This is a genomic window from Sphingomonas phyllosphaerae (genome assembly GCF_036946485.1).
GTDB lineage: Bacteria > Pseudomonadota > Alphaproteobacteria > Sphingomonadales > Sphingomonadaceae > Sphingomonas > Sphingomonas phyllosphaerae_E.
This window is the reverse complement of the sequence record NZ_JAQIJA010000002.1, coordinates 363,361-386,835: the sequence shown is the minus strand read 5'-3', so window position 1 is coordinate 386,835 and position 23,475 is coordinate 363,361. Positions and strand designations below refer to the sequence as shown.

Annotated in this window: 20 protein-coding genes and 1 tRNA gene; 9 read left to right on the top strand and 12 right to left on the bottom strand. The window is 66.6% G+C overall.

The window, feature by feature from the left end; genetic code table 11:
• Positions 1-6: 6 nt before the first annotated feature.
• Positions 7-330, top strand: a complete 324-nt coding sequence (locus PGN16_RS07210) for a PilZ domain-containing protein (RefSeq protein ID WP_335308736.1) — start codon at positions 7-9, stop codon at positions 328-330.
• Here PGN16_RS07210 and PGN16_RS07205 read toward each other — a convergent pair.
• A complete protein-coding gene (locus PGN16_RS07205) occupies positions 293-2,032 on the bottom strand; it encodes a glycerol-3-phosphate dehydrogenase (protein ID WP_335308735.1) in 1,740 nt (579 codons plus the stop codon). The genes PGN16_RS07210 and PGN16_RS07205 overlap by 38 nt on opposite strands.
• Between PGN16_RS07205 and PGN16_RS07200 the strand changes: the two genes are divergently transcribed.
• Both PGN16_RS07200 and glpK read left to right on the top strand, forming a co-directional pair.
• On the top strand, positions 2,022-2,765 hold the full coding sequence (locus PGN16_RS07200; RefSeq protein ID WP_335308734.1) for an MIP/aquaporin family protein: 744 nt from the start codon (positions 2,022-2,024) through the stop codon (positions 2,763-2,765). The two genes, PGN16_RS07205 and PGN16_RS07200, sit on opposite strands and share 11 nt — an antisense overlap.
• A gap of 17 nt (positions 2,766-2,782) precedes the next feature.
• A complete protein-coding gene (gene glpK / locus PGN16_RS07195) occupies positions 2,783-4,279 on the top strand; it encodes a glycerol kinase GlpK (protein WP_335308733.1) in 1,497 nt (498 codons plus the stop codon).
• Between the two features lie 99 nt (positions 4,280-4,378).
• On the opposite strand, the gene PGN16_RS07190 is transcribed toward glpK, so the two are convergent.
• From PGN16_RS07190 to PGN16_RS07180, 3 genes are all read right to left on the bottom strand, one after another.
• On the bottom strand, positions 4,379-5,659 hold the full coding sequence (locus PGN16_RS07190) for an MFS transporter (protein ID WP_335308732.1): 1,281 nt from the start codon (positions 5,657-5,659) through the stop codon (positions 4,379-4,381).
• A gap of 13 nt (positions 5,660-5,672) precedes the next feature.
• Positions 5,673-8,687: a TonB-dependent receptor gene (locus PGN16_RS07185; RefSeq protein WP_335308731.1), complete on the bottom strand. Its 3,015-nt coding sequence runs from the start codon at positions 8,685-8,687 to the stop codon at positions 5,673-5,675.
• Between the two features lie 133 nt (positions 8,688-8,820).
• Positions 8,821-9,567, bottom strand: coding sequence for a FadR/GntR family transcriptional regulator (locus PGN16_RS07180; protein ID WP_335308730.1), 747 nt, complete (start codon positions 9,565-9,567; stop codon positions 8,821-8,823).
• A 246-nt stretch (positions 9,568-9,813) separates the two neighbouring features.
• Between PGN16_RS07180 and PGN16_RS07175 the strand changes: the two genes are divergently transcribed.
• The 5 genes from PGN16_RS07175 to PGN16_RS07155 are packed head-to-tail and all read left to right on the top strand — an operon-like array spanning position 9,814 to position 15,795.
• A complete protein-coding gene (locus PGN16_RS07175) occupies positions 9,814-11,181 on the top strand; it encodes a 3-keto-disaccharide hydrolase (protein WP_335308729.1) in 1,368 nt (455 codons plus the stop codon).
• A gap of 13 nt (positions 11,182-11,194) precedes the next feature.
• Positions 11,195-12,508, top strand: coding sequence for a Gfo/Idh/MocA family protein (locus tag PGN16_RS07170; RefSeq protein WP_335308728.1), 1,314 nt, complete (start codon positions 11,195-11,197; stop codon positions 12,506-12,508).
• 59 nt (positions 12,509-12,567) lie between these two features.
• Positions 12,568-13,362 (top strand): FAD:protein FMN transferase, encoded by a 795-nt coding sequence (locus PGN16_RS07165; RefSeq protein WP_335308727.1) that lies wholly within the window; start codon positions 12,568-12,570, stop codon positions 13,360-13,362.
• A complete protein-coding gene (locus PGN16_RS07160) occupies positions 13,362-14,624 on the top strand; it encodes a Gfo/Idh/MocA family protein (RefSeq protein WP_335308726.1) in 1,263 nt (420 codons plus the stop codon). The genes PGN16_RS07165 and PGN16_RS07160 overlap by 1 nt, the downstream gene beginning before the upstream one ends.
• A gap of 13 nt (positions 14,625-14,637) precedes the next feature.
• Positions 14,638-15,795: a Gfo/Idh/MocA family protein gene (locus tag PGN16_RS07155; RefSeq protein ID WP_335308725.1), complete on the top strand. Its 1,158-nt coding sequence runs from the start codon at positions 14,638-14,640 to the stop codon at positions 15,793-15,795.
• 52 nt (positions 15,796-15,847) lie between these two features.
• Here PGN16_RS07155 and PGN16_RS07150 read toward each other — a convergent pair whose 3' ends face one another.
• From PGN16_RS07150 to PGN16_RS07115, 8 genes are all read right to left on the bottom strand, one after another.
• Positions 15,848-16,012, bottom strand: a complete 165-nt coding sequence (locus PGN16_RS07150; protein ID WP_335308724.1) for a hypothetical protein — start codon at positions 16,010-16,012, stop codon at positions 15,848-15,850.
• A complete protein-coding gene (locus PGN16_RS07145; protein ID WP_335308723.1) occupies positions 16,009-16,773 on the bottom strand; it encodes an MBL fold metallo-hydrolase in 765 nt (254 codons plus the stop codon). The genes PGN16_RS07150 and PGN16_RS07145 overlap by 4 nt, the downstream gene beginning before the upstream one ends.
• Positions 16,770-17,549 carry a TatD family hydrolase gene (locus PGN16_RS07140; RefSeq protein ID WP_335308722.1) on the bottom strand — a complete coding sequence of 260 codons (780 nt, stop codon included), beginning with the start codon at positions 17,547-17,549 and terminating at the stop codon, positions 16,770-16,772. Before PGN16_RS07140 ends, PGN16_RS07145 begins: the two co-directional genes overlap by 4 nt.
• On the bottom strand, positions 17,549-19,099 hold the full coding sequence (gene metG / locus PGN16_RS07135) for a methionine--tRNA ligase (RefSeq protein WP_335308720.1): 1,551 nt from the start codon (positions 19,097-19,099) through the stop codon (positions 17,549-17,551). Before metG ends, PGN16_RS07140 begins: the two co-directional genes overlap by 1 nt.
• Positions 19,100-19,231: 132 nt before the next feature.
• Positions 19,232-20,296, bottom strand: a complete 1,065-nt coding sequence (locus tag PGN16_RS07130; protein ID WP_335308719.1) for a DNA polymerase III subunit delta' — start codon at positions 20,294-20,296, stop codon at positions 19,232-19,234.
• Positions 20,293-20,922: a dTMP kinase gene (tmk, locus tag PGN16_RS07125; protein ID WP_335308717.1), complete on the bottom strand. Its 630-nt coding sequence runs from the start codon at positions 20,920-20,922 to the stop codon at positions 20,293-20,295. The genes PGN16_RS07130 and tmk overlap by 4 nt, the downstream gene beginning before the upstream one ends.
• A gap of 14 nt (positions 20,923-20,936) precedes the next feature.
• Positions 20,937-22,112, bottom strand: a complete 1,176-nt coding sequence (locus PGN16_RS07120; protein WP_335308715.1) for a D-alanyl-D-alanine carboxypeptidase family protein — start codon at positions 22,110-22,112, stop codon at positions 20,937-20,939.
• A gap of 64 nt (positions 22,113-22,176) precedes the next feature.
• The gene (locus PGN16_RS07115) at positions 22,177-23,205 is read right to left on the bottom strand and encodes a lytic murein transglycosylase (protein ID WP_335308714.1); all 1,029 of its coding nucleotides are present in this window, start codon (positions 23,203-23,205) and stop codon (positions 22,177-22,179) included.
• Positions 23,206-23,342: 137 nt separating this feature from the next.
• Between PGN16_RS07115 and PGN16_RS07110 the strand changes: the two genes are divergently transcribed.
• Positions 23,343-23,432 (top strand) — tRNA-Ser (locus PGN16_RS07110).
• The last annotated feature ends 43 nt before the right edge of the window (positions 23,433-23,475 follow it).

Here is a 23,475-nt window from a genome sequence, read left to right as displayed (position 1 = left end):
GCCGCCATGTTCGCAGCCGAATACACCCCTGCCGCTCGCCCCTTCCGCCGCAGCAAGCGTGCGCGGATGGAGCTTGAGACTCCTGCCGAGCAAAGCGGCATGGCGCGTACGCTGTGCAAGGTCGTCGACCTTTCCGAGCATGGTTGTCGGCTGCTCACTTTTTCCAGCATGGACCGCAATCAGCCGATCTGGCTGAACCTGCCCGGACTGGGCATGATCGCCGCGATGGTGGTCTGGGCGGACGATCTGGTCGCCGGCTGCGTCTTCGCATCGCCGCTATCGGCCGACGCTTTCAATGCACTGGTGAGCCGCCACGGGCTGATCCACTGATCGACGCCAGATAAGCGTCGAGGCGGGCATCGGTGCCCGCGGGGACATGCAGGCCGAGCTTGCTGCGTCTGAAGAGAATGTCTTCGACGTTCGTCGCCCATTCCTGGTCACGCAGATAGTCCACCTCACGTGCGAACAAACCGCCGCCCAGGTCGGCGCCCAGATCCGCCGTGGTGCGTGCGTCGCCCAGCAACCGTTCGGTACGTGTGCCATAGGCGCGCGCCAGGCGACGAAGCAGGGGAGCGGGCAAGGCCGGGTAACGGGCCGTAAGGGTGCTCAAATAGCGCTCGAAATCAGCATCGACGATGTCGCCGCCGGGCAGCGCGACGTCGGCTGTCCAGGCAGGACCGGCAGCGGGGAAGAAGCGCGCCAGTTGCTGCAGGGCGTGCTCGGCAAGTTTGCGATAGGTGGTGATCTTGCCGCCGAAGACGCTGAGCATCGGTGCGCCGCTATTACCCGTATCGAGATTAAGCACATAGTCGCGGGTCACCGCCGACGCGTCAGCCGCGTGATCGTCGTAGAGCGGCCGGATGCCCGAATAGGTCCAGACGATGTCGTCCGGTGCCACGGAACGCTCGAAATAGCGCGCGATGGTGCGCAGAAGGTAGTCGGTTTCGGCCTGATCGATGACGGCGGGCGCCGGTTCGCCCTGCCATGACTCATCAGTGGTGCCGACAAGTGTGTAATCCTGTTCGTAGGGGATCGCGAACACCACGCGCCGGTCCGGGTTCTGGAGCAGGAATGCGTGGCCACCGTCATAGAGCCGCGGGACGACGATATGGCTGCCCTTGACCAGCCGCACGCCGCGGTCGCGCCGCGCGTCGGGTACGGTGCCGAGCACCTGCGCCACCCACGGCCCCGCGGCATTGACGAGCGCGCGGGCGCGAAGCTCGCGCGTGCCGGCTGCGTCGGCGATCGTCGCCAACCAGCCGCCGCTCTCTTCGCGGCGGGCGGCGATCAGACGGGTGTGGGTCAGGATCGTGGCGCCGCGATCGGCGGCGTCGCGCGCGTTGAGCACGACGAGGCGGCTGTCCTCGACCCAGCAGTCCGAATAGACGAACGCCTTGGGATTGCCCGGCTTCAGCCCGCGACCGATCGCATCGCGATCGAGCATGACGGTCCGGGTCGCGGGAAGCCGCTTACGCCCGCCGAGATGGTCGTAGAGGAACAGGCCGAGCCGCACGAGCCACGCCGGCCGCGGCGAATTGCTCTGCGGGAGCACGAATTCGAGCGGCCAGATGATGTGTGGTGCCATCCGCCACAGCCGTTCGCGCTCGATCAACGCCTCGCGCACCAGCCGGAATTCGCGGTATTCGAGATAACGTAGCCCGCCGTGGATCAGCTTGGTGGAGGCAGACGAAGTATGGCTGGCGAGATCGTCCTGTTCGACCAAGGTCACCGATAACCCGCGTCCGGCCGCATCGCGTGCGATCCCGGTGCCGTTGATCCCGCCGCCGACGATCAGCAGATCGGTATCGAAGTCGGACGATCGTGTCTGTTGCTGCACGGAGGTGCCTCGTAGCGGTAAGATGCGACAACATAGGACAAGTTCGGCGGTTGCTTCAAACCGGCGTTGACCTTCCTTGCAAACGCAGGAAAGTATCGCGCAGCGCCCGGGTGAGGCGCAGGGGAGGCGGCGCGTGACGGGGCAGCATGGCTTTCGGGGTGAATTGATCGCGGAGGCGCTGGCGGTGACGATCATCATTACGCTCGGCAATTCCGCGGCGGCGATGCTGATCCTCTATGATCCGAGTCCCTATGCGACGGCATATTGGGGCGTGTGCATCGCCTGGGGTCTGGCGGTGACGCTGGCGATCTATGTCACCGGGGCGGTATCCGGCACGCACGCCAACCCGGCGGTGACGCTCGCGCTGACGATCTTTCGCGACTTTCCGCGGTGGAAGGTGCTTCCCTATGTCGCGGCGCAGATCGTCGGCGCGATGATCGGCGCGGCGCTGGTGTATCAATTGTTCGGGCCGGTGATCGAGGCGTATAATGCTGCGCATGGCCTGACCCGCGCCGCCGGGGGCGCGGCGGGCGTGTTCTTCACCGCGCCGGGCGCGCACATCACGCCGATCCATGCGTTTTGGGACGAAGTGGTGCTGACCGCAATCCTGCTGCTCGGCATCTTCGCGATCACCGACGAGTTCAACACGCAGGCACCGATGGCAAATGCCAGCGCGCTGATCATCGGCCTGCTGGTCGCATGTATCGGCGCGTCGGCAGGCTATCTGGAAGGCTGGCCGATCAATCCGGCGCGCGACTTCGGTCCGCGACTGTTCTGCTGGTTGATGGGCTGGGGCGATTCCGCGCTGCCCGGACCCGGCAATTACTGGTGGGTGCCGATCGCCGGGCCGCTGATCGGCGGGGTGACGGGGGCCGCGATCTACCAATATCTCGTGCGGCCCTATCTGCCGCCGCGCGCGCGCAACTGACAATCGAGGAGACAGACGTGGCCGGCCCGCAGCATATCCTGGCGATCGACCAGGGCACCACGTCGACGCGCGCGATCGTCTTCGACGTGGACACCCGCCCGGTGGCGACCGCGCAGCGCGAGTTCGCGCAACATTATCCCCGGCCCGGCTGGGTGGAGCATGATCCCGAGGACATCTGGCGCGACACGCTGGACACCGCGCGCGAGGCGATCGCCGAGAGCGGCGTCGGCGCCGGTGGCATCGCCGGGATCGGCATCACCAACCAGCGCGAAACCGTCGTCGTCTGGGATCGTGCGACCGGAGCGGCGATCCACAATGCGATCGTCTGGCAGGATCGCCGCACCGCCGAGCTGTGCGCGCGGCTGAAGGACGAGGGACATGAAGGCGCGGTGCGCGCGAAGACCGGGCTGCTGCTCGATCCCTATTTCTCGGCGACGAAGCTCGCGTGGATTCTGGATGAGGTCGAGGGTGCCCGGGAGCGGGCCGAGAAGGGCGATCTGGCGTTCGGGACGATCGACAGCTTCCTGCTGTGGCGGCTGACCGGCGGTGCGGTTCATGCGACCGACATCACCAACGCCAGCCGCACGCTGCTCTACGACATTCATGCGCAGCGGTGGGACGAGGCGTTGTGCGCGCTGTTCGGCGTGCCGATGGCGTTGCTGCCCGAGGTGCACGACAACAGCCATATCTTCGGCCACACCAGCCCGGGGCTGTTCGACGCGGCGATCCCGATCGCGGGGGTTGCGGGCGACCAGCAGGCGGCGCTGTTCGGACAAGCGTGTTTTGCTAAGGGCATGGTCAAGTCCACCTATGGCACCGGCTGCTTCATGCTGCTCAATACCGGCGAAGAGGCGGTCGCGTCGCAGCATCGGTTGCTGACGACCCCGGCCTATCGGCTGAACGGCCAGGTGACCTACGCGCTGGAGGGATCGATCTTCATTGCCGGTGCCGCGGTGAAATGGCTGCGCGACGGGATCGGCGTCATCACCCACGCACGCGATACCGACGATATGGCGACGCAGGTGCCCGACAGCCACGGCGTCTACATGGTTCCGGCGTTCGTCGGGTTGGGCGCGCCGCACTGGGACCCGGATGCGCGGGGCGCGATCTTCGGCCTGACGCTGGGATCGACGCAGGCGCATCTGGCGCGTGCGGCGCTGGAGGCCGTGGGATACCAGACGATGGATCTGGCCGATGCGATGGTCGCCGATGGTGGTGACCCGCCGGCGACGATCCGTGTCGACGGCGGCATGGCGGCGAACGACTGGCTGTGTCAGTTCCTCGCCGACATGCTGCAGGTGCCCGTCGAGCGGCCGGGGCATCTGGAGACGACCGCGCTCGGCGCTGCGTTCCATGCCGGACTGGCGACGGGGATGTGGAAGGATCTGGATGCGCTGGCGGCGACCTGGGCGCGCGCCGCGTGTTTCGAGCCGAAGATGGCGGACGATGCCCGCGATACGCTGGCCGCGGGGTGGCACGCGGCATTGGCGAAGACGCTGACGGTGCGGGGATGACCTGCCCCTGATCGTCGCCCCGGACTTGATCCGGGGTCCCGCTTTTCCTCGACGGCAGCAAGCAGCGGGGCCCCGGATCAAGTCCGGGGCGACGGGGGGTTAGCGGGCGGCGTTCGGGTCGAGCTTCGGGACCAGAATGTGGACGAGCAATAGCGCGATCAGATAGGCGCTGCCGGCCCACAGGAAGACGGGGACGTAGGTGCCGACCGTTTCCAGTACCTGCCCGACATATTTCGCCATGATCATGCCGCCGACCGCGCCCGCCGCGCCGCCGATCCCCATCACCGACGCGATCGAGGTGCGCGGGAAGGTATCCGATACCATCGTATAGAGGTTGGACGACCAGCCCTGATGCGCGGCCGCTGCCAGACCGATGATCGCCACCGCCGCGGTCAGGCTGGAGACGCTGCTGGCGAACACGATCGGGGTCACGAGGATCGCGGAGGCGAGCAGCGCAAGCTTGCGCCCGGCATTGACGCTGAAGCCGCGCTTGATGAGGGCCGACGACAGCCAGCCGCCCCCGATGCTGCCGACGTCGGCGAGCAGGTAGACCGCGATCAGCGGCGGGCCGAACGTCTTGAGGTCGAGCCCATGTCGCTTGGCGAAGAAATCCGGCAGCCAGAAGAGGAAGAGGTACCAGACCGGATCGGTGAGGAACTTGGCGATGACGAACGCCCAGGTCGCGCGGCGTCGAAACAGGCGCGCCCATGGGATCGGCGCGGTGCCCGCGTCATTGTCCTGATCGGCGGTGATATAGGCCAGCTCCTGCACGGAGACGCGCGGGTGCCGGGAAGGGACGCGGTAGAAAAGCAGCCATGCCGCAAGCCACAGAAAACCGAGGCCGCCGGTGATCAGGAACGCCGCCTGCCATCCATAGCTGAGCGCGATCATCGGCACGACGATCGGCGTGGCGATCGCGCCGACGTTGGCGCCGGCGTTTAGGATGCCGGCCGCCAGTGCGCGCTCCTTCTTGGGAAACCACTCGGCGACCGACTTGATCGCGGCCGGGAAATTGGCGGCCTCTCCCAGCCCCAACGCGAAGCGCGCCATTGCGAAGCCGCCGGGGCTGCGCACCAGCGCGTGCACCATCGCCGCGACGCTCCACAAGGTGATCGCGGCGGCATAGCCCAGCTTCGAGCCGACCTTGTCGATGATCGGCCCACACGCCAGCAGCCCGATCGCATAGGCCGCCTGGAACCAGAAGACGATCGTTCCATAATCAATTTCGGACCAGCCCAGCTCCGACTGGAGCGTCGGCTTCAGGATGCCGATGACCTGCCGGTCGATGTAATTGATGGTGGTGGCGAAGAACAGCAGGGCGCAAATCACCCAGCGGATGTTGCCGCCGGCCTTGAGCGGAGCAGGTCGTGGATCGGTCATCGGCATCCGTTGGTCAGAGCTGGAAATTGACGGCGAGCGCGTACGTGCGACCGAAATAGGCGGTGTAGAGTGGGTCCTGCCGCACCGTATCGACGGTCAGCCGGTTGGTCTCGTTGGTGATGTTCGAGACTTCGGCGATCAGCTTGATGTTATCGGTCAGATTGTACGAGGCCGACGCGTCGACGAAGATCGAGCTGGCGTTCGACGACGAGTCCGCATCGACCGATCCGCTCGGCACCGCCGTGAGGAACGACGAGCGGTAATTGAGCGTCGAGCGGATGCTGAACTTGCTGTCCTCGTAATAGAGCGTGCCGCTCGCGGTTTCGCCCGACAGCCCGACCAGCGGCGCGACGCGCGTGCGACCACCACCGATCAGATAGGTGATGTTCGAACGGACGCGCGTGAAGTTGCCGAGCGCGCCGAAATTGCTGAGCGCGCCGGGCAGGAAGCGGAACGGCAGCTGCACGTTCACTTCGAACCCGCGCAGCGGACCGCCGGGGGTGTTGACGTTGCGCTGGACGCTGAACAGGTCGGTCGGGCGCAATTGCGTGCCGGTGAGCAGCGACAGCGGCAGGCCGATGTCCTGGAAAGGCACGAGCTGCGGCAGCGACTGGATGTAGGTTTCGATGTTTTTGTAGAAATAGCCGACCGACACCAGCGAGCCCGGCGCGAAATACCATTCGAGCGCTGCATCGATCGTATTGGCGCGGATCGGGTCGAGGAATGGATTGCTGAACGAGGCGGTCTGGATGACAAGGTTGGCCGAGCCCGCCGGGATCAACTGGCCGTAGGACGGGCGCGACATCACCCGCGCCGCGGAGAAGCGCGCGATCAGCTCCGGCGTGATGTCGAGCGCGAGGTTCACGGCCGGCAGCCAGTCCTCGTAGGAGCGACTCACCTCCGAGATGACGAACCGGGAGGAATAAGCCGACCCGGCCGGCGCCGCGGTGGTGATCGGCCCATAGGTATCGAGATTGGTGTGGACGTAGCGGACGCCGGCATCGCCGCGAAGCGCGAACGGCAGCACGTCCTTGGTGTCGAACCGGACCATCAGATAGCCGGACTTGTACTTCTCGTCGACACCGCCGTAGGTGCCGCGCGCGCATTCGATGCTGCAATATGCATAACTGTCGAGGCCGACGGCGTTGCGGAACTTCGTCGGATCCACCGACACGAAATCCTGCAATTGCCCGTCGAGATTCTTGCCGATGCCGGTCACGGTATAGGTGAAATCCGCGATCGACACGCCGCTGGGCAGGGTCAGCGGGGTGGTCGTGCCGAGCTGGCGTTCGCGCGCGGTGTAGCGGTTGGTGCGATACTGGCCGCCGGCCACGACGGTGAAGCCGTGTGCCGCTTCCCACTCGCCGTTCAGCTCGAAGGTCTTGCTGAGGATGACGTTGCGGCGGATGAAGTTCGACAGCTGACCCTGCTGGTCGCCGGTGGTGAGCGGTGGGCCGTAGCGGAACAGTGCGGGGTTGGTGGTGTCGATCCCGTAGCCGATCTTCGGAATGTCGGGATTGTCGCGGAAGTCGATCGACCAATTGCGCGTGTCGTTCGAGTCGATCGCGACCTGCAGCCGGTTCACGTCGAGGCGGGACTCGTTGACGCCGACCAGGCCGAAGAAGCGCAGCGAATCCGAGAAGCGATGGTCGAAATTGAGATTGGCCTGCCGATATTCGGAGGTGAAGTGCTCCTCCTGCATTTCGGAACGAAGGTCGACGCCGTCGAACAGGCCGTGGATCAGCGAGCCGTTGTCGTCGACCTCGATCTCGCGCACCGAGGTCAGCGGCTGGCCGTTGTTCGAGATCGCGCGCCCGAACGAGCGGGCGTCGAAATAGGCGTCGAGGCGGTTGACCTTGAAGCGCGAATAGAGGCCGTCGAGCGAGATGTCGGTGTTGTCGCTCGGCTTCCATTGCAGCGTCAGCGTGCCGGCAAGGCGCTGCTGATCCTGACTGCTCTTCACCGGTCGGGGAAGGCGAGGGAGGAAGACACCGCCGCCCGGTCGGCCGTTGCCGACGCGGCTCATGATATAGTCATACGCGGCGGCGGTGCCGGTGCGGGGATTGCCGGTGCTGCAATTGTTCGCGTCGGCGCCGATCGCGACGCCATTGGGCTGCGTGTAACCGGGCACCGGACTGGTGGTGGCAGCGCCATTGTAGCTGTAGCCGATCGGCGTACAGAAGGGGAAGATCACGCCGGCATTCGGCCCACCAGCGGGCGCGGCCTGACCGTAGACATAGGTCGGAACGACATCGACCGCCGAATAGGCATATTCGTCGATCCGGCGCTTGGAATAAGCGATGCTACCGAGGATGCCGAAGGTATCGCCGAACTTCTTCGAGACGATCGCCGACAGGCGCGGGTCGATGTCCTTCTTGATGTCGTTGTAGATGCCGCGGGCGGTGCCGGAGAGAACGAAGTCCTTCTTCTGGTCGAACGGTCGCGGCGCGCGCAGGTCGACGGTCGCGCCGAGCGATCCCTCCTCGACATCGGCGGACATCGTCTTGCGCACCGACAAGGCCGAAAAGATTTCGGTCGGGAAGGTCACGAAGTCGAACGAGCGCCCGGTGGCGACACCGCCGCGAATGTCGGTGCCGCTGACCTGCGACACGCCTTCCATGCCGTTGATCCGCACGCGCGTGAATTGCGCGCCGAGCCCGCGCACCGAGATGTTGCGACCTTCGCCGCCATCGCCGCGCGACAAGGCGACGCCCGGAATGCGCTGCATCGACTCGGCGAGGTTGGAGTCGGGGAACTTGCCGATGTCCTCGGCGACGATGCTGTCGATCGCGGCGGTTTCGTTGCGCTTCTGGTTGAGCGCGTTGTTGAGCGAAGCGCGGAAGCCGGTGACGACGATGTCGGCGATCTGCCCTTCGGAAAGGTCCTGATCGGCGGTGGCGGCGGCCGGCGCGGGGGCCTGCCCGCCTGCTTGACCGGCGGTCTGCGCGGCGAGCGGGGCGGCGGCCACCATGCTCATCAGGCTGATCGAAACGTACAGGTGACGCTTGTAGCGGTGCTGACTGGTCATAGGCCCTCTCCCTGACGGCCGGCGTGCTGCGTGAGGCGAAACGGCCGCTGCCTTGTGACAGTCGGCCCAGCACATCCTTGCCTAGTTGTCAGGTAGCATTGTCAGTCCATGCTGACAATGGCCGACAAGTCCTTCAGACTGCGCGCCGGGCAAGCGCGTGGCGGCGCTGTGACGCCTCTGCGCGCGCCCGTTCGACGGCTTCGGTTTCTGTCACGTCGAGCAGATGATCGATGACGCGGCTGAGGTGGTCGCGCATCGCGTTGCGCGCGTCGACCGGCGAGCGCGCTTCCAGCGCGGAAAGGATGCGGCCATGTTCGGCCATGCGACTCTCTGTGCCGAGGCTGCCCGCCTTGACGAGCACTTCGCGCGCCAGCGGCGAGCGGAAGCGCATATCCCAGAAATCGGTGACCGCGGCGATGATCACGGCATTGCCGGTCGCCTCCGCGATGGCGATGTGGAAGCGGCGATCGGCCTCCTCGGCCACCGACACGTCATTCTGTTCCATCTGCGCCAATAAGGTTCGGAGTTCAGCGAGTTGCGCATCGTCGATCTCGGTGGCGGCGACGGCTGCGACTTCGCCTTCGAGCAGGCGGCGCGCCTCGGTGATCTCGAACGCGCCGATATCGAGTTCGCGATTCGCATCGACCGCGCCGGTGGCCAGCACGAACACGCCCGATCCTTTGCGCGCCTCGACGATGCCCTGCATCTCCAGCGCGATCATCGCCTCGCGGACGGTGGGGCGGCTGACCTTGAACCGCTCGGTCAAGTCGCGTTCGGCAGGCAGGCGCGCGCCGACGGGATAGATGCCCTCTGCGATATCCGCCATGATCGCGTCGACGATCCCGCGATACAGCTTGCCACCACTCTCTGTCTTTCGCATCCGCCCGCCTCTTCAAACGCTGGGCTGACCGCATCTTCGGCGCCCGGGGCAGTCGTAGCGTAATGCCAGGCGGTCGCCAATGTCTGACATCTCTATTGCAAGTGGTCGGGCCGCGGCATAGGCTCGGGTCCGGGAGAGGTGCAACAGCACCCGAAACATGATGGCCAAGCGACAGGCGCGGCGTCAAAAATCAGGGCAGGGCGCGTGATGAAGGTCCGTACACTCGCAGCGGCGGCATTATTGGCCATGACGCTTTCCTCCGCCGGAACGGCGCGGCCGCCGCAGGCCGACCGGCAGAAGGCGCCGTGGCGCGACGTCACCCCGCGCGCCGGACTCGCCGGCTGGCACAAGGTCGGCGGCAACGCGACCTATGATGTCGTGGGCGGCGAACTGGTCGGGCGGGCGGAGCAAGGCAAGGCCAACAGTTGGCTGGTGTCCGACGCGCAATATGGCGACTTCATCATCGAGTTCGATGCGAAGACCGATGCCGTGCTGAATTCCGGCGTGATGATCCGCGGGCAGAGCCGCCCCGATTATCGCAACGGCGTGGTCTTCGGCTATCAGGCGGAGATCGATCCGTCGAAGCGCGCGTGGAGTGGCGGGCTGTATGACGAGCAGCGTCGGCAATGGCTCTACACGCTGGGGCGCAACGAGGCCGCCCGCCGCGCCTTTCGCCCCGGCGATTGGAACCATTACCGGGTGGAGGCGATCGGCAACCGGCTGCGGACGTGGATCAACGGCGTGCCGGCAGCGGATATCGTCGACGACACCGATGCGCGCGGCTTCATCGCTTTCCAGGTCCACGCCATTCCCGATGCCGACGCGGCTCGGCATCCCGAGGCGCGTTTCCGCAACGTCCGCATGATCACCGAGGGCGCGGCTCGCTTTGCCCTGCCAGCCACGGGACTGCCCGAGCAGGGCTGGCTCTCCAATCGGCTATCGGACAGCGAGCGGCGTGCGGGCTGGAAGCTGTTGTGGGACGGTCGCAGCGGTACGGGATGGAAGGCCGCCAAGGGCACCGGCTTCCCGGCGAAGGGCTGGGCGATCGGCAACGGTATCCTGTCCGTCGAGGCCGGCAATGGCGCGGGATCGACGAACGGCGGCGATATCGTCACGACGCGCGACTATAAGGATTTCGAGCTCTCGGTGGATTTCCGCCTGACCGAAGGCGCCAACAGCGGGATCAAATATTTCGTCGATCCGGCGCTGTCAAAGGGCGAAGGTTCGGCGATCGGGCTGGAATATCAATTGCTCGACGATGCACGGCACCCCGATGCGAAACGCGGGCGGGACGGCAACCGCACGCTCGGATCGCTCTACGACCTGATCGCGGCGCGCAACCTGTCCGACCCGGACAGCCCGGGCAAGCGGATCAACCCGCCGGGCGAGTGGAACCGGGCGGTGATCGTGTCGCGTGGGCGGCATGTCGAACACTGGCTCAATGGCTTCAAGGTGGTTGAGTACGAGCGTGGCTCGCCGGCTTTCCGGGCGCTGGTGGCGCAGAGCAAATATGCGAAATTGCCGGGCTTCGGCGAGCGTGCGCAGGGACCGATCCTGTTGCAGGATCATGGCGATCGGGTCGACTTCCGGTCGATCAAGATCCGCGAGTTTTGAGAGGGATAGACCGATGATCGATCGTCGCACGATGTTGACCGGCGCCGGTGCGGCGTTGGGGATCGCCGTCAGCGCGCGCAGTTACGCGCAGATCAAGGGCGCGAACGACCGGTTGCGCGTGGCGGTGGTCGGCGTCAACGGGCGCGGACAGGCGCATATGAGCGCCTTTGCCAAGCAGCCGAACGTCACGATCACGCATCTCGTCGACGTCGATTCGGACGTGCTCGCCAAGCGGGCGGCGGCATTCGCCGCGAAGGGCAATCCGGCGGTGAAGACCGAAGGCGACTATCGCCGGCTGCTCGACAAAAAGGGCGTTGACGTCATCACCGTCGCTACGCCGGATCACTGGCACGCCAAGCTGGCGATCGATGCCATGGATGCCGGCCGGCATTGCTATATCGAGAAGCCGATCGGCATCGCGCCGGCCGAAGGCGAGGCGTTGATCGCGGTGCAGAAGCGGACCGGGCGCACATTGCAGGTCGGCAACCAGCAGCGATCGAGCCCGGAGACGCAGCAACTCGGCGCCCTGATCCGCGCCGGTGAGTTGGGCGACGTCTATGAGGCGCAGACCTGGTATGCGAACAATCGCGGCTCGATTGGCCGGGGCAGCGTCGTCGCGCCGCCCGCCAATCTCAATTGGGATATGTGGCAAGGCCCGCGGCCGCGCGGCAATTACCGATCGAACCTCGTCCACTATAACTGGCACTGGTTCTGGAAGTACGGCACCGGCGAAATCTGCAACAATGCGATGCACGAGCTGGATGTCGCGCGCTGGCTGATGGGGCTTACTTATCCCAAGACGGTGGAGGCCCGGGGAGCCAAGCATTTCCACAAGGGCGACGATTGGGAGATGTACGATTCACTCGCGCTCGACCTGATCTACGACGGCGATCGCGCGATCCGCTGGAACGGGCAAAGCTGCAACGCGCAACAGACCTATGGCCGCGGGCGCGGGGTGCTGCTGCTCGGCACCAAGGGATCGGCGGTGGTCGATCGTAACGGGTTCGAGCTGTACGATCTCGCCGGCAAGCCGGTGCGCAAGGTGATGGCCGCCGCGACGTCGGAAACGACGGGAACGGTGGGTGAGGGGGTGCTCGACGTCTATCACGCCCGCAATTTCGTCGACGTGATCCGTGGCAATGCGTCGGCGCTCGCCTCGCCGATCGCCGAGGGACATATCAGCACCACGCTCTGCCACCTCGGCAATATCGCCTATCGCACCAATAGCGTGCTGACCATCGACCCGGCGACCGGCAAGCCCGCGAGCGCCGAGGCCATGAAGCTGTGGTCGGTCGATTACCAGCCGGGCTGGGAGGTCAAGGCCTGACCCGCGCCGCAGCCTCGACGCGGGCGCTGGCGGCGACCGGGGAGTTGTGCTTCCCGGCAATGGGGACGCGCATCGAACTGCACCGGTTCGGTGATGGCGCCCCCGACGCGCTCACGCTGGCGCAACGTGCGATCGAGCAGGTCGACGATGCGTTGACGATCCATCGCCCGTCGCCCGCCACGGCGCTGAACGAGGTGCTTCGTGGAGGTGGGCCGGCGAAGATCGACGATCCGATCCTGTTCGATGCGCTGGTGCAAATCGACGACGCACGCGCGACGACAGAGGGGCTGTTCGACCCGGCGGTCGATCGGCGGCTGGTCACGAGCGGATGGCCGCAGCTTCGTTTTGATCGACACGCCGCGACGCTCGCGTGCGATGCACCGGTCGCGCTGGACTTCGGCGGGTTCGGCAAGGGCTATGCACTCGATCGCGCGATCCTGGCGCTACGCGAGGCGGGGGTGGAATGCGCATTGCTGTCCGCGGGCGAAAGCTCGATCGCGGTGATCGGCGCGCACCCGCTGGGTGGTGCCTGGTCGTTCACCGTGCCCGATCCGCGAAACGGCGCGGACGCGCTGGTCGAGGTCGAGTTGATCGACGAAGCGCTCTCGATATCCTCCACGCTCGGCGTTGGCGTGGCGGCTCCCGAACGCGCGGCGATGCTTCGCCCCGGGCGCAAGGAGGCGATCGTCGCGCCGCGCACGGCCGTCGTGGTGGATCGAAGCGGCGCGATCGCCGAGATGTTGAGCACCGCGCTGATCGTCGCGGATGACGCCGCCGCCCGGCGGCTGCATGATGGCGTGCGGCGGATGCTGTTCGACCTTGCACCGGCCGCTCCGATCAGGATGTTTGCGTGATGACTGACAAGACTTTCGACCTGACGCGTCGTACCTTCCTCGACCGCGTCTTGATGGCCAGCGCCGGGAGCGTGATGGCAACGGCGACGCCCTGGGCTGCGATCGCCGCCGGTGCGGAGACGGCGGGGGCGGGCAAGGTCCGGCTCGGCGTGATCGGCACCGGCGATCGTGGGCGCGCGTTGATCCAGAATATCGCGAAAACGCGCAACTGCATGGTCGCCGCGCTATGCGACAATTACGCCCCCCATCTTGCCAAGGCGCGGCAGTGGGTGGCGGCGGGAACGCCCGAGTTCAGCGATCATCGCAAGATGCTCGACGCGCGCGGTCTGGACGCGGTGGTGATCGCCACGCCGCTCCACCGCCATGCGCAGCATACGTTCGATGCGATGGACGCGGGGCTGCACGTCTGGTGCGAAAAGGCGATGGCCCGCACGGTTTCCGACTGCGGTGCGATGGTGCAGCGCGCCCGCGAGCGGGGCAAGGTGCTGCAGATCGGGCACCAGCGGATGTTCCACCCGACCTATCTGAACGCACTGCGGCGGGTGAAGGCCGGCGAGATCGGCACCGTCACCCAGATCCGCGCCAGTTGGCACCGCAACAATGCGTGGCGGCGGCCGGTCCCTGCCGACAGCGACGACCGGCGGATCAACTGGCGGCTGTATCGCGAAAGTTCGGCAGGGCTGATGACCGAGCTGGCGACGCACCAGTTACAGGTCGGCAACTGGTTCCTCGACGCGGTTCCGACGCGGGTCATCGGATCGGGCAGCATCTGTTTCTGGAAGGATGGGCGCGAGGTCTATGACCATGTCGCGCTGATCTACGAATATGCGGGTGGTCGGAAGCTGATCTACACCTCGCTGCTCAACAACGCGCGTTATGGGTGCGAAGAGCAGATCCAGGGGAGCAAGGGGACGATCGAACCCGAATTGGGGCGCATCTACCAGGAAGTACCGCCGCGCGCGCTGGCGTTGCAGCGGATGCAGGCCGACGTGAAACGCGGGCACAAGCGCACCATCCCGATCGGCGGCGCGACCTGGTTCCCGGAGCTGCCGGTGACGACCCCGGGTGAGTCGCTGGGCTGGGGCGAATATGACGAGACGATGCTGCAATTCGAGGGCTTTGGCGAAGCGGTACGCTCTGGCAAGCCGCTGCCGGGGTTGTTGCAGCAGGCCTATCACGCGAGCGTCGCCTCGCTGCTCGGTGAACAGGCGATGGATCGTGGCGAGGCGGTGACATGGCCGACTTCGCTGGTCACGGTTTGAGAGGAACGAGACGATGACGTATGCCGATCGCCGCGCGCTGCTGGGAATGGGGCTGACCGCCGGACTGGTGGGTCTGGCCGGTGATGCGCTGGCGCAATCCGCGACGCGCGGCGACGCGCCGACCGAAACCGCGGTCGCCAAGCCATCGCCCGAGGCGAAATATCGCGTGCCGTTCGCGGTGATCGGCATGGATCACAACCACATCTATGGCATCACCGACGCGATGATCCGCGGGGGCGGGGTGCTCACCAGCTTCTTCGCCACCGATCCCAAGCAGATCGCGGCGTTCCAGAAGCGCTATCCGGGCGCGAAGCTGGCGCGTAGCGAGGACGAGATCCTGCAGGACCGCGCGATCAAGCTGGTGTGCAGCGCGGCGATCCCCAGCTTGCGGGCGCCGCTCGGCATCCGCGTGATGCGCGCGGGCAAAGATTATTTGAGCGACAAGGCGGCAGTGACGACGCTCGCGCAACTGGCCGACGTGCGCCGCGCGATCAAGGAAACCGGTCGCAAATACGGGATCATGTATTCGGAGCGGCTGGAGGTGCCCGCGGCGGTGATGGCGGGCCAGATGGTGCATGACGGTGCGATCGGGCGCGTCATCCAGACGATCAATCTCGCGCCGCATCGGCTGTCGGCGCCGAACCGGCCGGAGTGGTTCTGGGACCCGGCCCGCAACGGCGGCATCCTGACCGACGTCGGCAGCCACCAGGCGGATCAATTCGTCTATCTGACCGGCAGCACGCGCGCGAATGTCGTGGCGTCGCAAACCGGCAATTTCGCGCACCCGGAACATCCGAAGTTCGAGGATTTCGGCGACATGATGCTCCATGGAGACGGCGGTGTCGGCTATGTTCGCGTCGACTGGTTCACGCCCGACGGGCTGCCGACCTGGGGCGACGGACGGCTCTTCATCCTCGGGACCGAGGGCTACATCGAGTTGCGCAAATATGTCGACGTCGCGGGACGCCCGGGCGGCAACCATCTGTTCATCGCCGATCGCAAGGGCACGCGCTATATCGATTGCTCGAAGGTGCCGCTGCCGTTCGGGCCGCAATTCATCAACGACCTCGTCGAGGGTACGTCGGTGGCGCAGGATCAGGCGGGGGCTTTGCTGGCTGCGGAATTGGTGTTGACCGCCGAAGCGCGGGCGACACGCGCCACACCGGGGTGAACGGCGGGAAAGCACCTCCGATCGCCAAAAGGTACAATCTCGATAATCGACGTTATGTAAAGAGGTGGATGATAATTGCTAGGAGAGCGGCGATACCCAGCCATATCGCGCTGTAGAACAGCGTGGTGCGCCATGGGATGCGCCGCGCCAGCAACGCCGAGAGCGGCAAGATCAGGACGAGAGCAAGAACGACGGCGCGCATCGCGGTGTCGTTCATGCCGTCCATTCCCAGCCGTCGAACCCCGGTTCGACCCCGGCGGGCAATTCTGCACAAAGCCCTGCATAATCCATCGATTGATCCATATGGACCAGGGCGGTTCGGCGCGGTCGAAGCTCCTCTTGCCAGCCAAGAACGGTGGCGAGATCGGGATGGGTCGGATGCGGTCGGCGGCGGAGCGCATCGACGATCCACACGTCCAGCGCCTGATAATGGCGCAACATGTCTGGGGTCATGTCACTGATGTCAGTGGCATAGCCGATGACATGCCCGCCGGCTTCGAAGCGCAAGCCGGCGGAGGTGATGCCACCATGGGGCTGATCGACGATGCTCAGCTCGATCGTACCGATGCGAAGTCGATCCGGTAAGTCGTTGAGATTGACGGTCGGCGGATAGCCGCTGTTGCCTTGGAAGACATAGCCGAACTGACGCTGAAGCGCGGCGGCGGTACGTGGTCGGGCATAGCCTTCGACCGGTCGGCCAAGCGCATGATATACTTGCCGAAGATCATCGATGCCGAAGACGTGGTCGGCATGTTCGTGGGTCCAGATCACCGCGTCGACGGTCGCGACGTCGGCGGCGAGCAGTTGTTGTCGCATGTCGGGGCTGGTGTCGACCAGGATGCGAGTGCCATCGTGCTCGACCAAAATAGATGATCTTGTCCGACGGTTACGGGGTTCTTTTGGGTCGCAGTCTCCCCAATCGTTGCCGATGCGGGGCACGCCGGAGGAGGTGCCGGAGCCCAGGATGCGGACCCTCACGCCGGGCGGGTCTTGCTGAAGAGTTGGTGGAAATTGGCGGCGGTATATGACTGTAAGTCATCGACATTTTCACCGCGCAGCTTGGCGAGAAACGCCGCGGTATCGGCGACGAAGGACGGTTCGCCCGGCTTCCCGCGATGCGGAACCGGCGCCAGAAACGGCGCGTCGGTTTCGATCAGGAGCCGCTCGCGCGGCAAACGGGAGGCGGTTTGTTGCAGGTCGGTGGCGTTTCGGAACGTCACGATGCCGGAAATCGAGATGTAGAATCCGAGTTGAAGCGCCGCATCGGCGAAATCACCGCTCGCGGTGAAGCAATGGATGACTCCGGCGTACGCCCCCTGCTCCATTTCCTCGCGCAGGATCGCCAAGGTATCCGCCTCGGCGTCGCGGGTGTGGACGACGATCGGAACACGCAACTCGCGGGCGGCGGCGATGTGCGCGCGGAAGCTCGCCTGCTGGCGGGCGCGATCGGAATGATCGTAGTGATAGTCGAGCCCGCTTTCGCCGACGCCGACCACGCGCGGATGTCGGCCGCGCGCGACCAGCTTGGCGGTGTCGACATGCGGGTGCGCGTCGGCCTCGTGCGGGTGGATGCCGACCGTCGCCCAGACGTCCGGTTCGCGCTCGGCGGTGGCGAGCACCGCATCCCACTCGCTCTCACGCGTGGCGATGTTGAGCATCGCGGTGACGCCGCGCGCGCGGGCGCGGTCGAGCACCGCCTGCTGTTCCTCGACCAGCCCCTTGTAATTGAGGTGGCAATGGCTGTCGGCGAGCATCAGGCCGGCTCCGCCTCTGCCGGCATCTCCAGCCGCGGGAACGCCGGGGTCGGCGTCGCCAGCGTGAAGCCTGACGCGGCCTGCCGGGCATACCAGCCGTCGTCATCGACCGCGGCGTGATCGCGCGCCTCCACCCCAAGCAGATCGAGCACGCGGCCGGCCCCGGCCGGCACGACCGGCAGGATGGTGATCGACAGCATCCGGATCGCGCGCACCAGCGTACCGAGCACGGCGTGCATCCGCTCGGGATCGGTCTTGCGCAGCGACCAGGGCGCCTGCGCGTCGATATATTGATTGCAGGCGAAGACGCCGCGCATCCACGCCTCGATCCCCTGGCTGAGCAGCAGATCACCGAAGGCCGCCTTGAACCCGGCACAGGCGACGACGACTTCCTCGATCAACTGCGCGTCGGCCGGATCGGATCGACCGGGTTCGGGCAGCGCGCCGCTCAGGTTCTTGGCGATGAACGACAAGGTGCGTTGCGCCAGATTGCCGAACGAGTTCGCCAGTTCGGCATTGACGCGGGTCACGATCGCGTCCGCGGAATAGCTGCCGTCCTGACCGAAGCTCACCTCGCGCAGCAGGAAATAGCGCAGGCCATCGACGCCGAATGCTTCGGCAAGATCGAGCGGATCGACGACGTTCCCCAGGCTCTTCGACATCTTCTCGCCGCGATGCAGGAGGAAGCCGTGGCCGAAGACCGTCCGGGGCAGCGCGACGCCGGCCGACATCAGGAACGCCGGCCAATACACCGCATGGAAGCGCACGATGTCCTTGCCGATCAGATGGATGTCGGCGGGCCAATGCGGCATCGGCCCATCGGGATAGCCGGCGCCCGTCAGATAATTGGTGAGCGCATCGACCCACACGTACATGACGTGACCGGGGCTGCCCGGCACCGCCACGCCCCAGTCGAAGCTGGTGCGCGACACCGACAGGTCGGATAGTCCGCCCTCGACGAAGCGCAGGATCTCGTTACGACGCGCCTCCGGCCGGATGAAGTCGGGATTGGCGGCATATAGGTCGAGCAAGGGCTGCTGATATTTCGACAGCCGGAAGAACCATGTCTCCTCGGCGGTCCAGGTGACGGGCGTGCCCTGCGGCGAGAGTTTCGCGTCCCCTTCCCCGTCGACCAGTTCCTTCTCGTCATAGAAGGCTTCGTCGCGCACCGAGTACCAACCCTCGTAGCGGTCGAGGTACAGGTCGCCGGAGGCGGCCATAGCCTCCCAGATCGCCTGACTGGCGCGGTGGTGATCGGCGTCCGTGGTGCGGATGAAGCGATCATAGCTGATGTTCAATGCATCGCACATCGCGCGGAAATGACCGGACATTTCATCGGCGAGCGCGCGCACCTCGACACCCTTGTCGCGCGCGGTCTGCACCATCTTCAGCCCGTGTTCGTCGGTGCCGGTCTGGAAGCGGACGTCACGCCCGGCCTGACGTTGGAAACGCGCGATGGCGTCGGCGGCGATCGCCTCATAGGCATGGCCGATATGCGGACGGCCGTTGGGATAGCTGATCGCGGTGGTAATGTAGAAGGGTTCGCCCATGGCGCTTCCCTAAGACCTGTGGCCGGCGGCAACAAGGACCGTCGTCGGGATGATCTGGTTGGGCTTGCGCCGGAGGGGGCTTTGTCTGTCGCGGCTGGCGTGGTGCGAGACACACGTGCCGAGCGCACTGTGTCAGACCCGCCGCTCAACGATACAGACATGGGCCCCTGCCTGCGCAGGGGCGACGACGATCGTAGGGGGGGGTATCGGGGGCGTCGGGCCCGGCGGTGCCAGGCGGGCGACGATCGCGGCCAATTCGTAGACGGTGCCCTGCGTATCCAGCGAGAGGCTGCGCGCCGCGGCCGCGACCTTGCGCGCTTCGTCATAGGCGTCGAGCGCGGCGCGCAGCTCGCCACCGACGCGCAGCGCGGTCATGCGCGCGATCACCGCCGGCACACGATCGAGAAACGCTTCGTAGCGCGGCTGCGCGGCCTTGGGCGACAGCGCGCGGGCCAGCGCCGCGCGGCGGGTGAGCATCGGATCGCCGTCGCGCCCGATCGCCTCGACCGCCGCGTCGATCGCGCCGAGATCGAGTCCGGCATAGCCGATCGCGCGGCCCGGCGCCCCCTCCCCGATCCGCACCAGCGCGGCGCGTTCGTCAGGCTCGGCCTCGGGAAGGATGTCGGCGAGGACGGCGGCCATCTCGGCATCATCGAGCGGGTCGAAGCGGAGCAACCGGCAGCGCGAGCGGATCGTCGGGAGCAACCGCCCAGGCGCGTGGCTGACCAGCAGGAACACCGTTCCCGCGGGCGGCTCCTCAAGGCTCTTGAGCAGGGCGTTCGAGGCGCCGGGGCGTTCGAGATCGTCGGCGGCGTCGATCACGATCACGCGGCGTGGCGACAGTGACGGCATGGTGCCGAGGAACGGGCCGAGGCTGCGGATCTGGTCGACGGTGATCGACCGCGCGAGTTCGTCTTCTTTGTCCTTCTTCGACAGCCGGCGCAGCACCCGCAGATCGGGGTGCGAGCCCGCGATCATCAGCTTCGCGGCGGGATGGTCGTCGGGAACAGCGAGGCCGGGCGGGAGCACGCCGGGCGTCATGCCCTCGGCGAGCAACCGCAGCGCCGCCGCCAGCGCGAACGTCGCCTTGCCGACGCCCAGCGGCCCCGCGAGCAGCCAGGCGTGGTGGAGCGCGCCGCCGGTGCTGGCGGCCGTGAACGCGTCGATCGCAGCACGGTGGCCGCGCAAGCCGGTCACGGCAGCAGGTCCGCCAGCGCGTCCAGCATCGCCGCCGTCACCGCTTCCGGCGGCTGCGTCGCGTCGATGCGCGTGAAGCGGGCGGGCTCGCGGGCGGCGAACCCCTCGAAGGCGGCAGCGACCGCGGCGTGGAAATCACGGTCGCGGCGCGCGAACCGATCGGCGGCGGCACCGTCACGCGCGGCGGCGCGCGCCGCACCGACGTCGGCAGGCAAAGCGAGCAGGAAGGTGCGATCGGGGAGCAGCCCCTGCGCGCCGAAATCGTGCAGCGCGAGGATGGCGGCATCGTCGATCCCGCCGGCCAGCCCCTGATACGCGCGGGTCGAGTCGATATACCGGTCGCAGATCACCCAGCGCCCGGCGTCAAGCGCGGGGCGGATCACCTTTTCGACATGGTCGGCGCGTGCGGCGGCGAACAGCAGCGCCTCCGCGCTCGCGCTCCAGCGGGTCGCGTCGCCCTGCATCAGCAAGGCGCGGATCGCCTCCGCGCCCTCGCTACCACCCGGTTCGCGCGTGACGAGGGTGTCGATCCCGCGGTCGCCGAGCGCGGCGGCGAGCGCGCGCACCTGCGTCGACTTGCCCGCCCCCTCCCCGCCTTCGAGGCTGAGGAACCGCCCCCTTGTCATCCGCGTGACGCTGGTCAGCCGAACAGCCCGGTCAGCCCGTGCCAGGCGCGGCCGAAGAAGCCCGCTTCGCCGACGTCGGCAGCGGCGACCAGCGGCATTCGCTGCTCGGGCAGCCCGGGCGACGAGACGACCAGATCGGCGATATGCGCGCCCTGCTTGATCGGTGCCTTGATCGGGCCGTTATAGACGATCTTGGCGGCAAGCTGCGGACGGCTGCCCGACGGGATGGTCACCTTGAGGTCCTTCGGTGCGACCAGCTTCACCTCGCTGGCGTTGCCGAGCTGGACCGCGGCGGTGCCGACCTCGCGCCCGGCCTTCACCACCGGCTTGGCCTGCCACGCACGGAAGCCCCATTCCATGAAGCGCACCGATTCACTCGCGCGCTGGTTGAAGCTGGTCAGCCCGGCCAGCACCATCACCAGCCGGCGGCCGTTCTGCTCCGCCGAGCCGGTGAAGCCGTAGCCGGCCTCCTCGGTATGGCCGGTCTTCAGCCCGTCGGCGCCGGCGACGCGGCCGAGCAACGGATCGCGATTGGCCTGGGTGATCGCCTGCCCCGCGCCCATCGTCTTGCCCCAGGTGAAATCCCGGCGCGAATAGAATTGCTTGTAGAGCTTCGGATGCTGCTGGATCGTCGCCGCGGCCAGCGTGGCGAGATCGCGCGCGGTGACATAGGTCACCCCGCCGTCGGGCCAGCCGTTGGCGGTGCCGAAATGGCTGTTCTTCAGCCCCAGCTTCGCGGCATCCTCGTTCATCCGCTCGACGAACGCCTGTTCGGTGCCCGAGATGCCCTCCGCCAGCACGATGCACGCGTCGTTCCCCGACAAGGTGACGATGCCGTAGAGCAGGTTGGCGACCGACACGCGCTCGCCCGACGACAGGAACATCGTCGATCCCGCCTGCGGGCCGTGCCACTTCTGCCACGTCTCCGGCCGCACCTCGAACTCGGTATCGAGCTTCAGGTCGCCGCGCTTGATCATCTCGAACGCGGTGTAGACCGTCATCATCTTCGCCATCGACGCCGGGGGCATCCGACGATCGGCGTCGCGCGCGAACAGCACCGCACCCGACGACAGATCCTCCATGAAGGCGACCGGCGCAGGCGTGTCGAACTGCGGCGCGGCGGCGACGGCGGGCATCGCCAGCGCGACGACGGCAGCAGGAAGCGCAAGGACGGTCAGCAGCTTGGTCATTTATGATTCCGTGTGTCGAAGCGAGATCGGATGAGCGAGGAACATGCTATAGCGACCCGCGCCGCTATGACGCAATCGCATCGGCGAGCAAGCCGACCGACAGCGCGTAGAAATTCGAGCAGTTGTAGTCGAGGATCACGCGGTAATTGCCGGTGAGCAGATAGGCGGTCTGACCGGGACCGTCGGGCTCGATCAGCGTCGCCTGCACGTCGTCGGCGAGCGTGCGGCTTTGCGCGGATACGCCGAGCGCGCGCCACTCGGCCATCGATCGCCAGCCGCTATGCCGCTCGAACACGCGCGGGCAGCGTGGCGAGACGAGCCGGTTGCGGACCTCGGCACGGTTGAAGCCGGCGGGGACGTTGACTGCAACGCCCCATGGCTGGCCACGCCGCCAGCCGGCCTGGACGAAGTAATTGCCGATCGACGCCAGCGTGTCCGCCGCCGAATTCCAGATGTCGGCCCGCCCGTCGCCGTCGCCGTCGCGCGCGAGCCGCAGGTAGACCGAGGGCAGGAATTGCGGGTTGCCCATCGCCCCCGCCCAGCTTCCGGTGAGCTGCGTGCGCGAGACGCCGCGGTCGATCATCTTGAGCGCGGCGATCAGCTCGCCCTCGAACAACGGGCGGCGGCGGCCTTCATAGGCGAGGCTGGCGAGGCTGCGGATCGTGTCGAAATTGCCGGTGTACGATCCGTAGTTCGTTTCGTGGCCCCAGATCGCGACCATGATCTCCTCCGGCACGCCGGTCGCCGCCTCGACCCGCGCCAGCCGCGCACGCTGTGCGGCATAGGTGGTGCGTCCGCGCGAAATGCGCGCGGTGTCGACGTGCATCGTGCGATAGGGGGCAAAGCGCGGCACCGGCGCATTGGGACGCGCCTCCGGCTGCTGCTGGTCGAGCGCGACGACCCGTGGATTGTAGGTGAGCGTCGGGAGCACGCCGTCCACCGTCGCCGCCGACACACCCGCCGCGAGCGCGCGGCCGCGCACCTGCGTCAGGTAGGTGCGAAATCCGGCGTCGTCCTGCGCCGCCGCGATCGTCGGCGCGATCAGGCACGCCCCTGCGGCCAGGCCGCGCGTGAGAGTAGCTACCGCTTTCATGATGCAACGGTTCTTACACGGCGCGCTCGCTTGCGGTACCGCAGGTCATCGCACCGGCGGCACGGGTGGCCGCAGCCGCAGCGAGGGGGTTGAACATAGCCGATCCTTGCTGCCATAGGCACCGCCACCGCGCGTCGGGAAGAGTGGCCGAGCGGTTTAAGGCACTGGTCTTGAAAACCAGCGAGGGTGCAAGCTCTCCGTGGGTTCGAATCCCACCTCTTCCGCCACTGCCCTAAACGCCCCTTCGACCAAGCGCGGCTTAGGCGCGGG

Coding starts and splice junctions, on each gene's coding strand:
- PGN16_RS07210 (WP_335308736.1), top strand. CDS start 7: ATGTTCGCAGCCGAATACACCCCTGCCGCTCGCCCCTTCCGCCGCAGC.
- PGN16_RS07205 (WP_335308735.1), bottom strand. CDS start 2,032: ATGATCGTCACCGCCAGCGCCTCCGCGATCAATTCACCCCGAAAGCCA.
- PGN16_RS07190 (WP_335308732.1), bottom strand. CDS start 5,659: ATGACCGATCCACGACCTGCTCCGCTCAAGGCCGGCGGCAACATCCGC.
- PGN16_RS07185 (WP_335308731.1), bottom strand. CDS start 8,687: ATGACCAGTCAGCACCGCTACAAGCGTCACCTGTACGTTTCGATCAGC.
- PGN16_RS07180 (WP_335308730.1), bottom strand. CDS start 9,567: ATGCGAAAGACAGAGAGTGGTGGCAAGCTGTATCGCGGGATCGTCGAC.
- PGN16_RS07175 (WP_335308729.1), top strand. CDS start 9,814: ATGACGCTTTCCTCCGCCGGAACGGCGCGGCCGCCGCAGGCCGACCGG.
- PGN16_RS07170 (WP_335308728.1), top strand. CDS start 11,195: ATGATCGATCGTCGCACGATGTTGACCGGCGCCGGTGCGGCGTTGGGG.
- PGN16_RS07165 (WP_335308727.1), top strand. CDS start 12,568: ATGGGGACGCGCATCGAACTGCACCGGTTCGGTGATGGCGCCCCCGAC.
- PGN16_RS07160 (WP_335308726.1), top strand. CDS start 13,362: ATGACTGACAAGACTTTCGACCTGACGCGTCGTACCTTCCTCGACCGC.
- PGN16_RS07155 (WP_335308725.1), top strand. CDS start 14,638: ATGACGTATGCCGATCGCCGCGCGCTGCTGGGAATGGGGCTGACCGCC.
- PGN16_RS07150 (WP_335308724.1), bottom strand. CDS start 16,012: ATGAACGACACCGCGATGCGCGCCGTCGTTCTTGCTCTCGTCCTGATC.
- PGN16_RS07140 (WP_335308722.1), bottom strand. CDS start 17,549: ATGCTCGCCGACAGCCATTGCCACCTCAATTACAAGGGGCTGGTCGAG.
- metG (WP_335308720.1), bottom strand. CDS start 19,099: ATGGGCGAACCCTTCTACATTACCACCGCGATCAGCTATCCCAACGGC.
- tmk (WP_335308717.1), bottom strand. CDS start 20,922: ATGACAAGGGGGCGGTTCCTCAGCCTCGAAGGCGGGGAGGGGGCGGGC.
- PGN16_RS07120 (WP_335308715.1), bottom strand. CDS start 22,112: ATGACCAAGCTGCTGACCGTCCTTGCGCTTCCTGCTGCCGTCGTCGCG.
- PGN16_RS07115 (WP_335308714.1), bottom strand. CDS start 23,205: ATGAAAGCGGTAGCTACTCTCACGCGCGGCCTGGCCGCAGGGGCGTGC.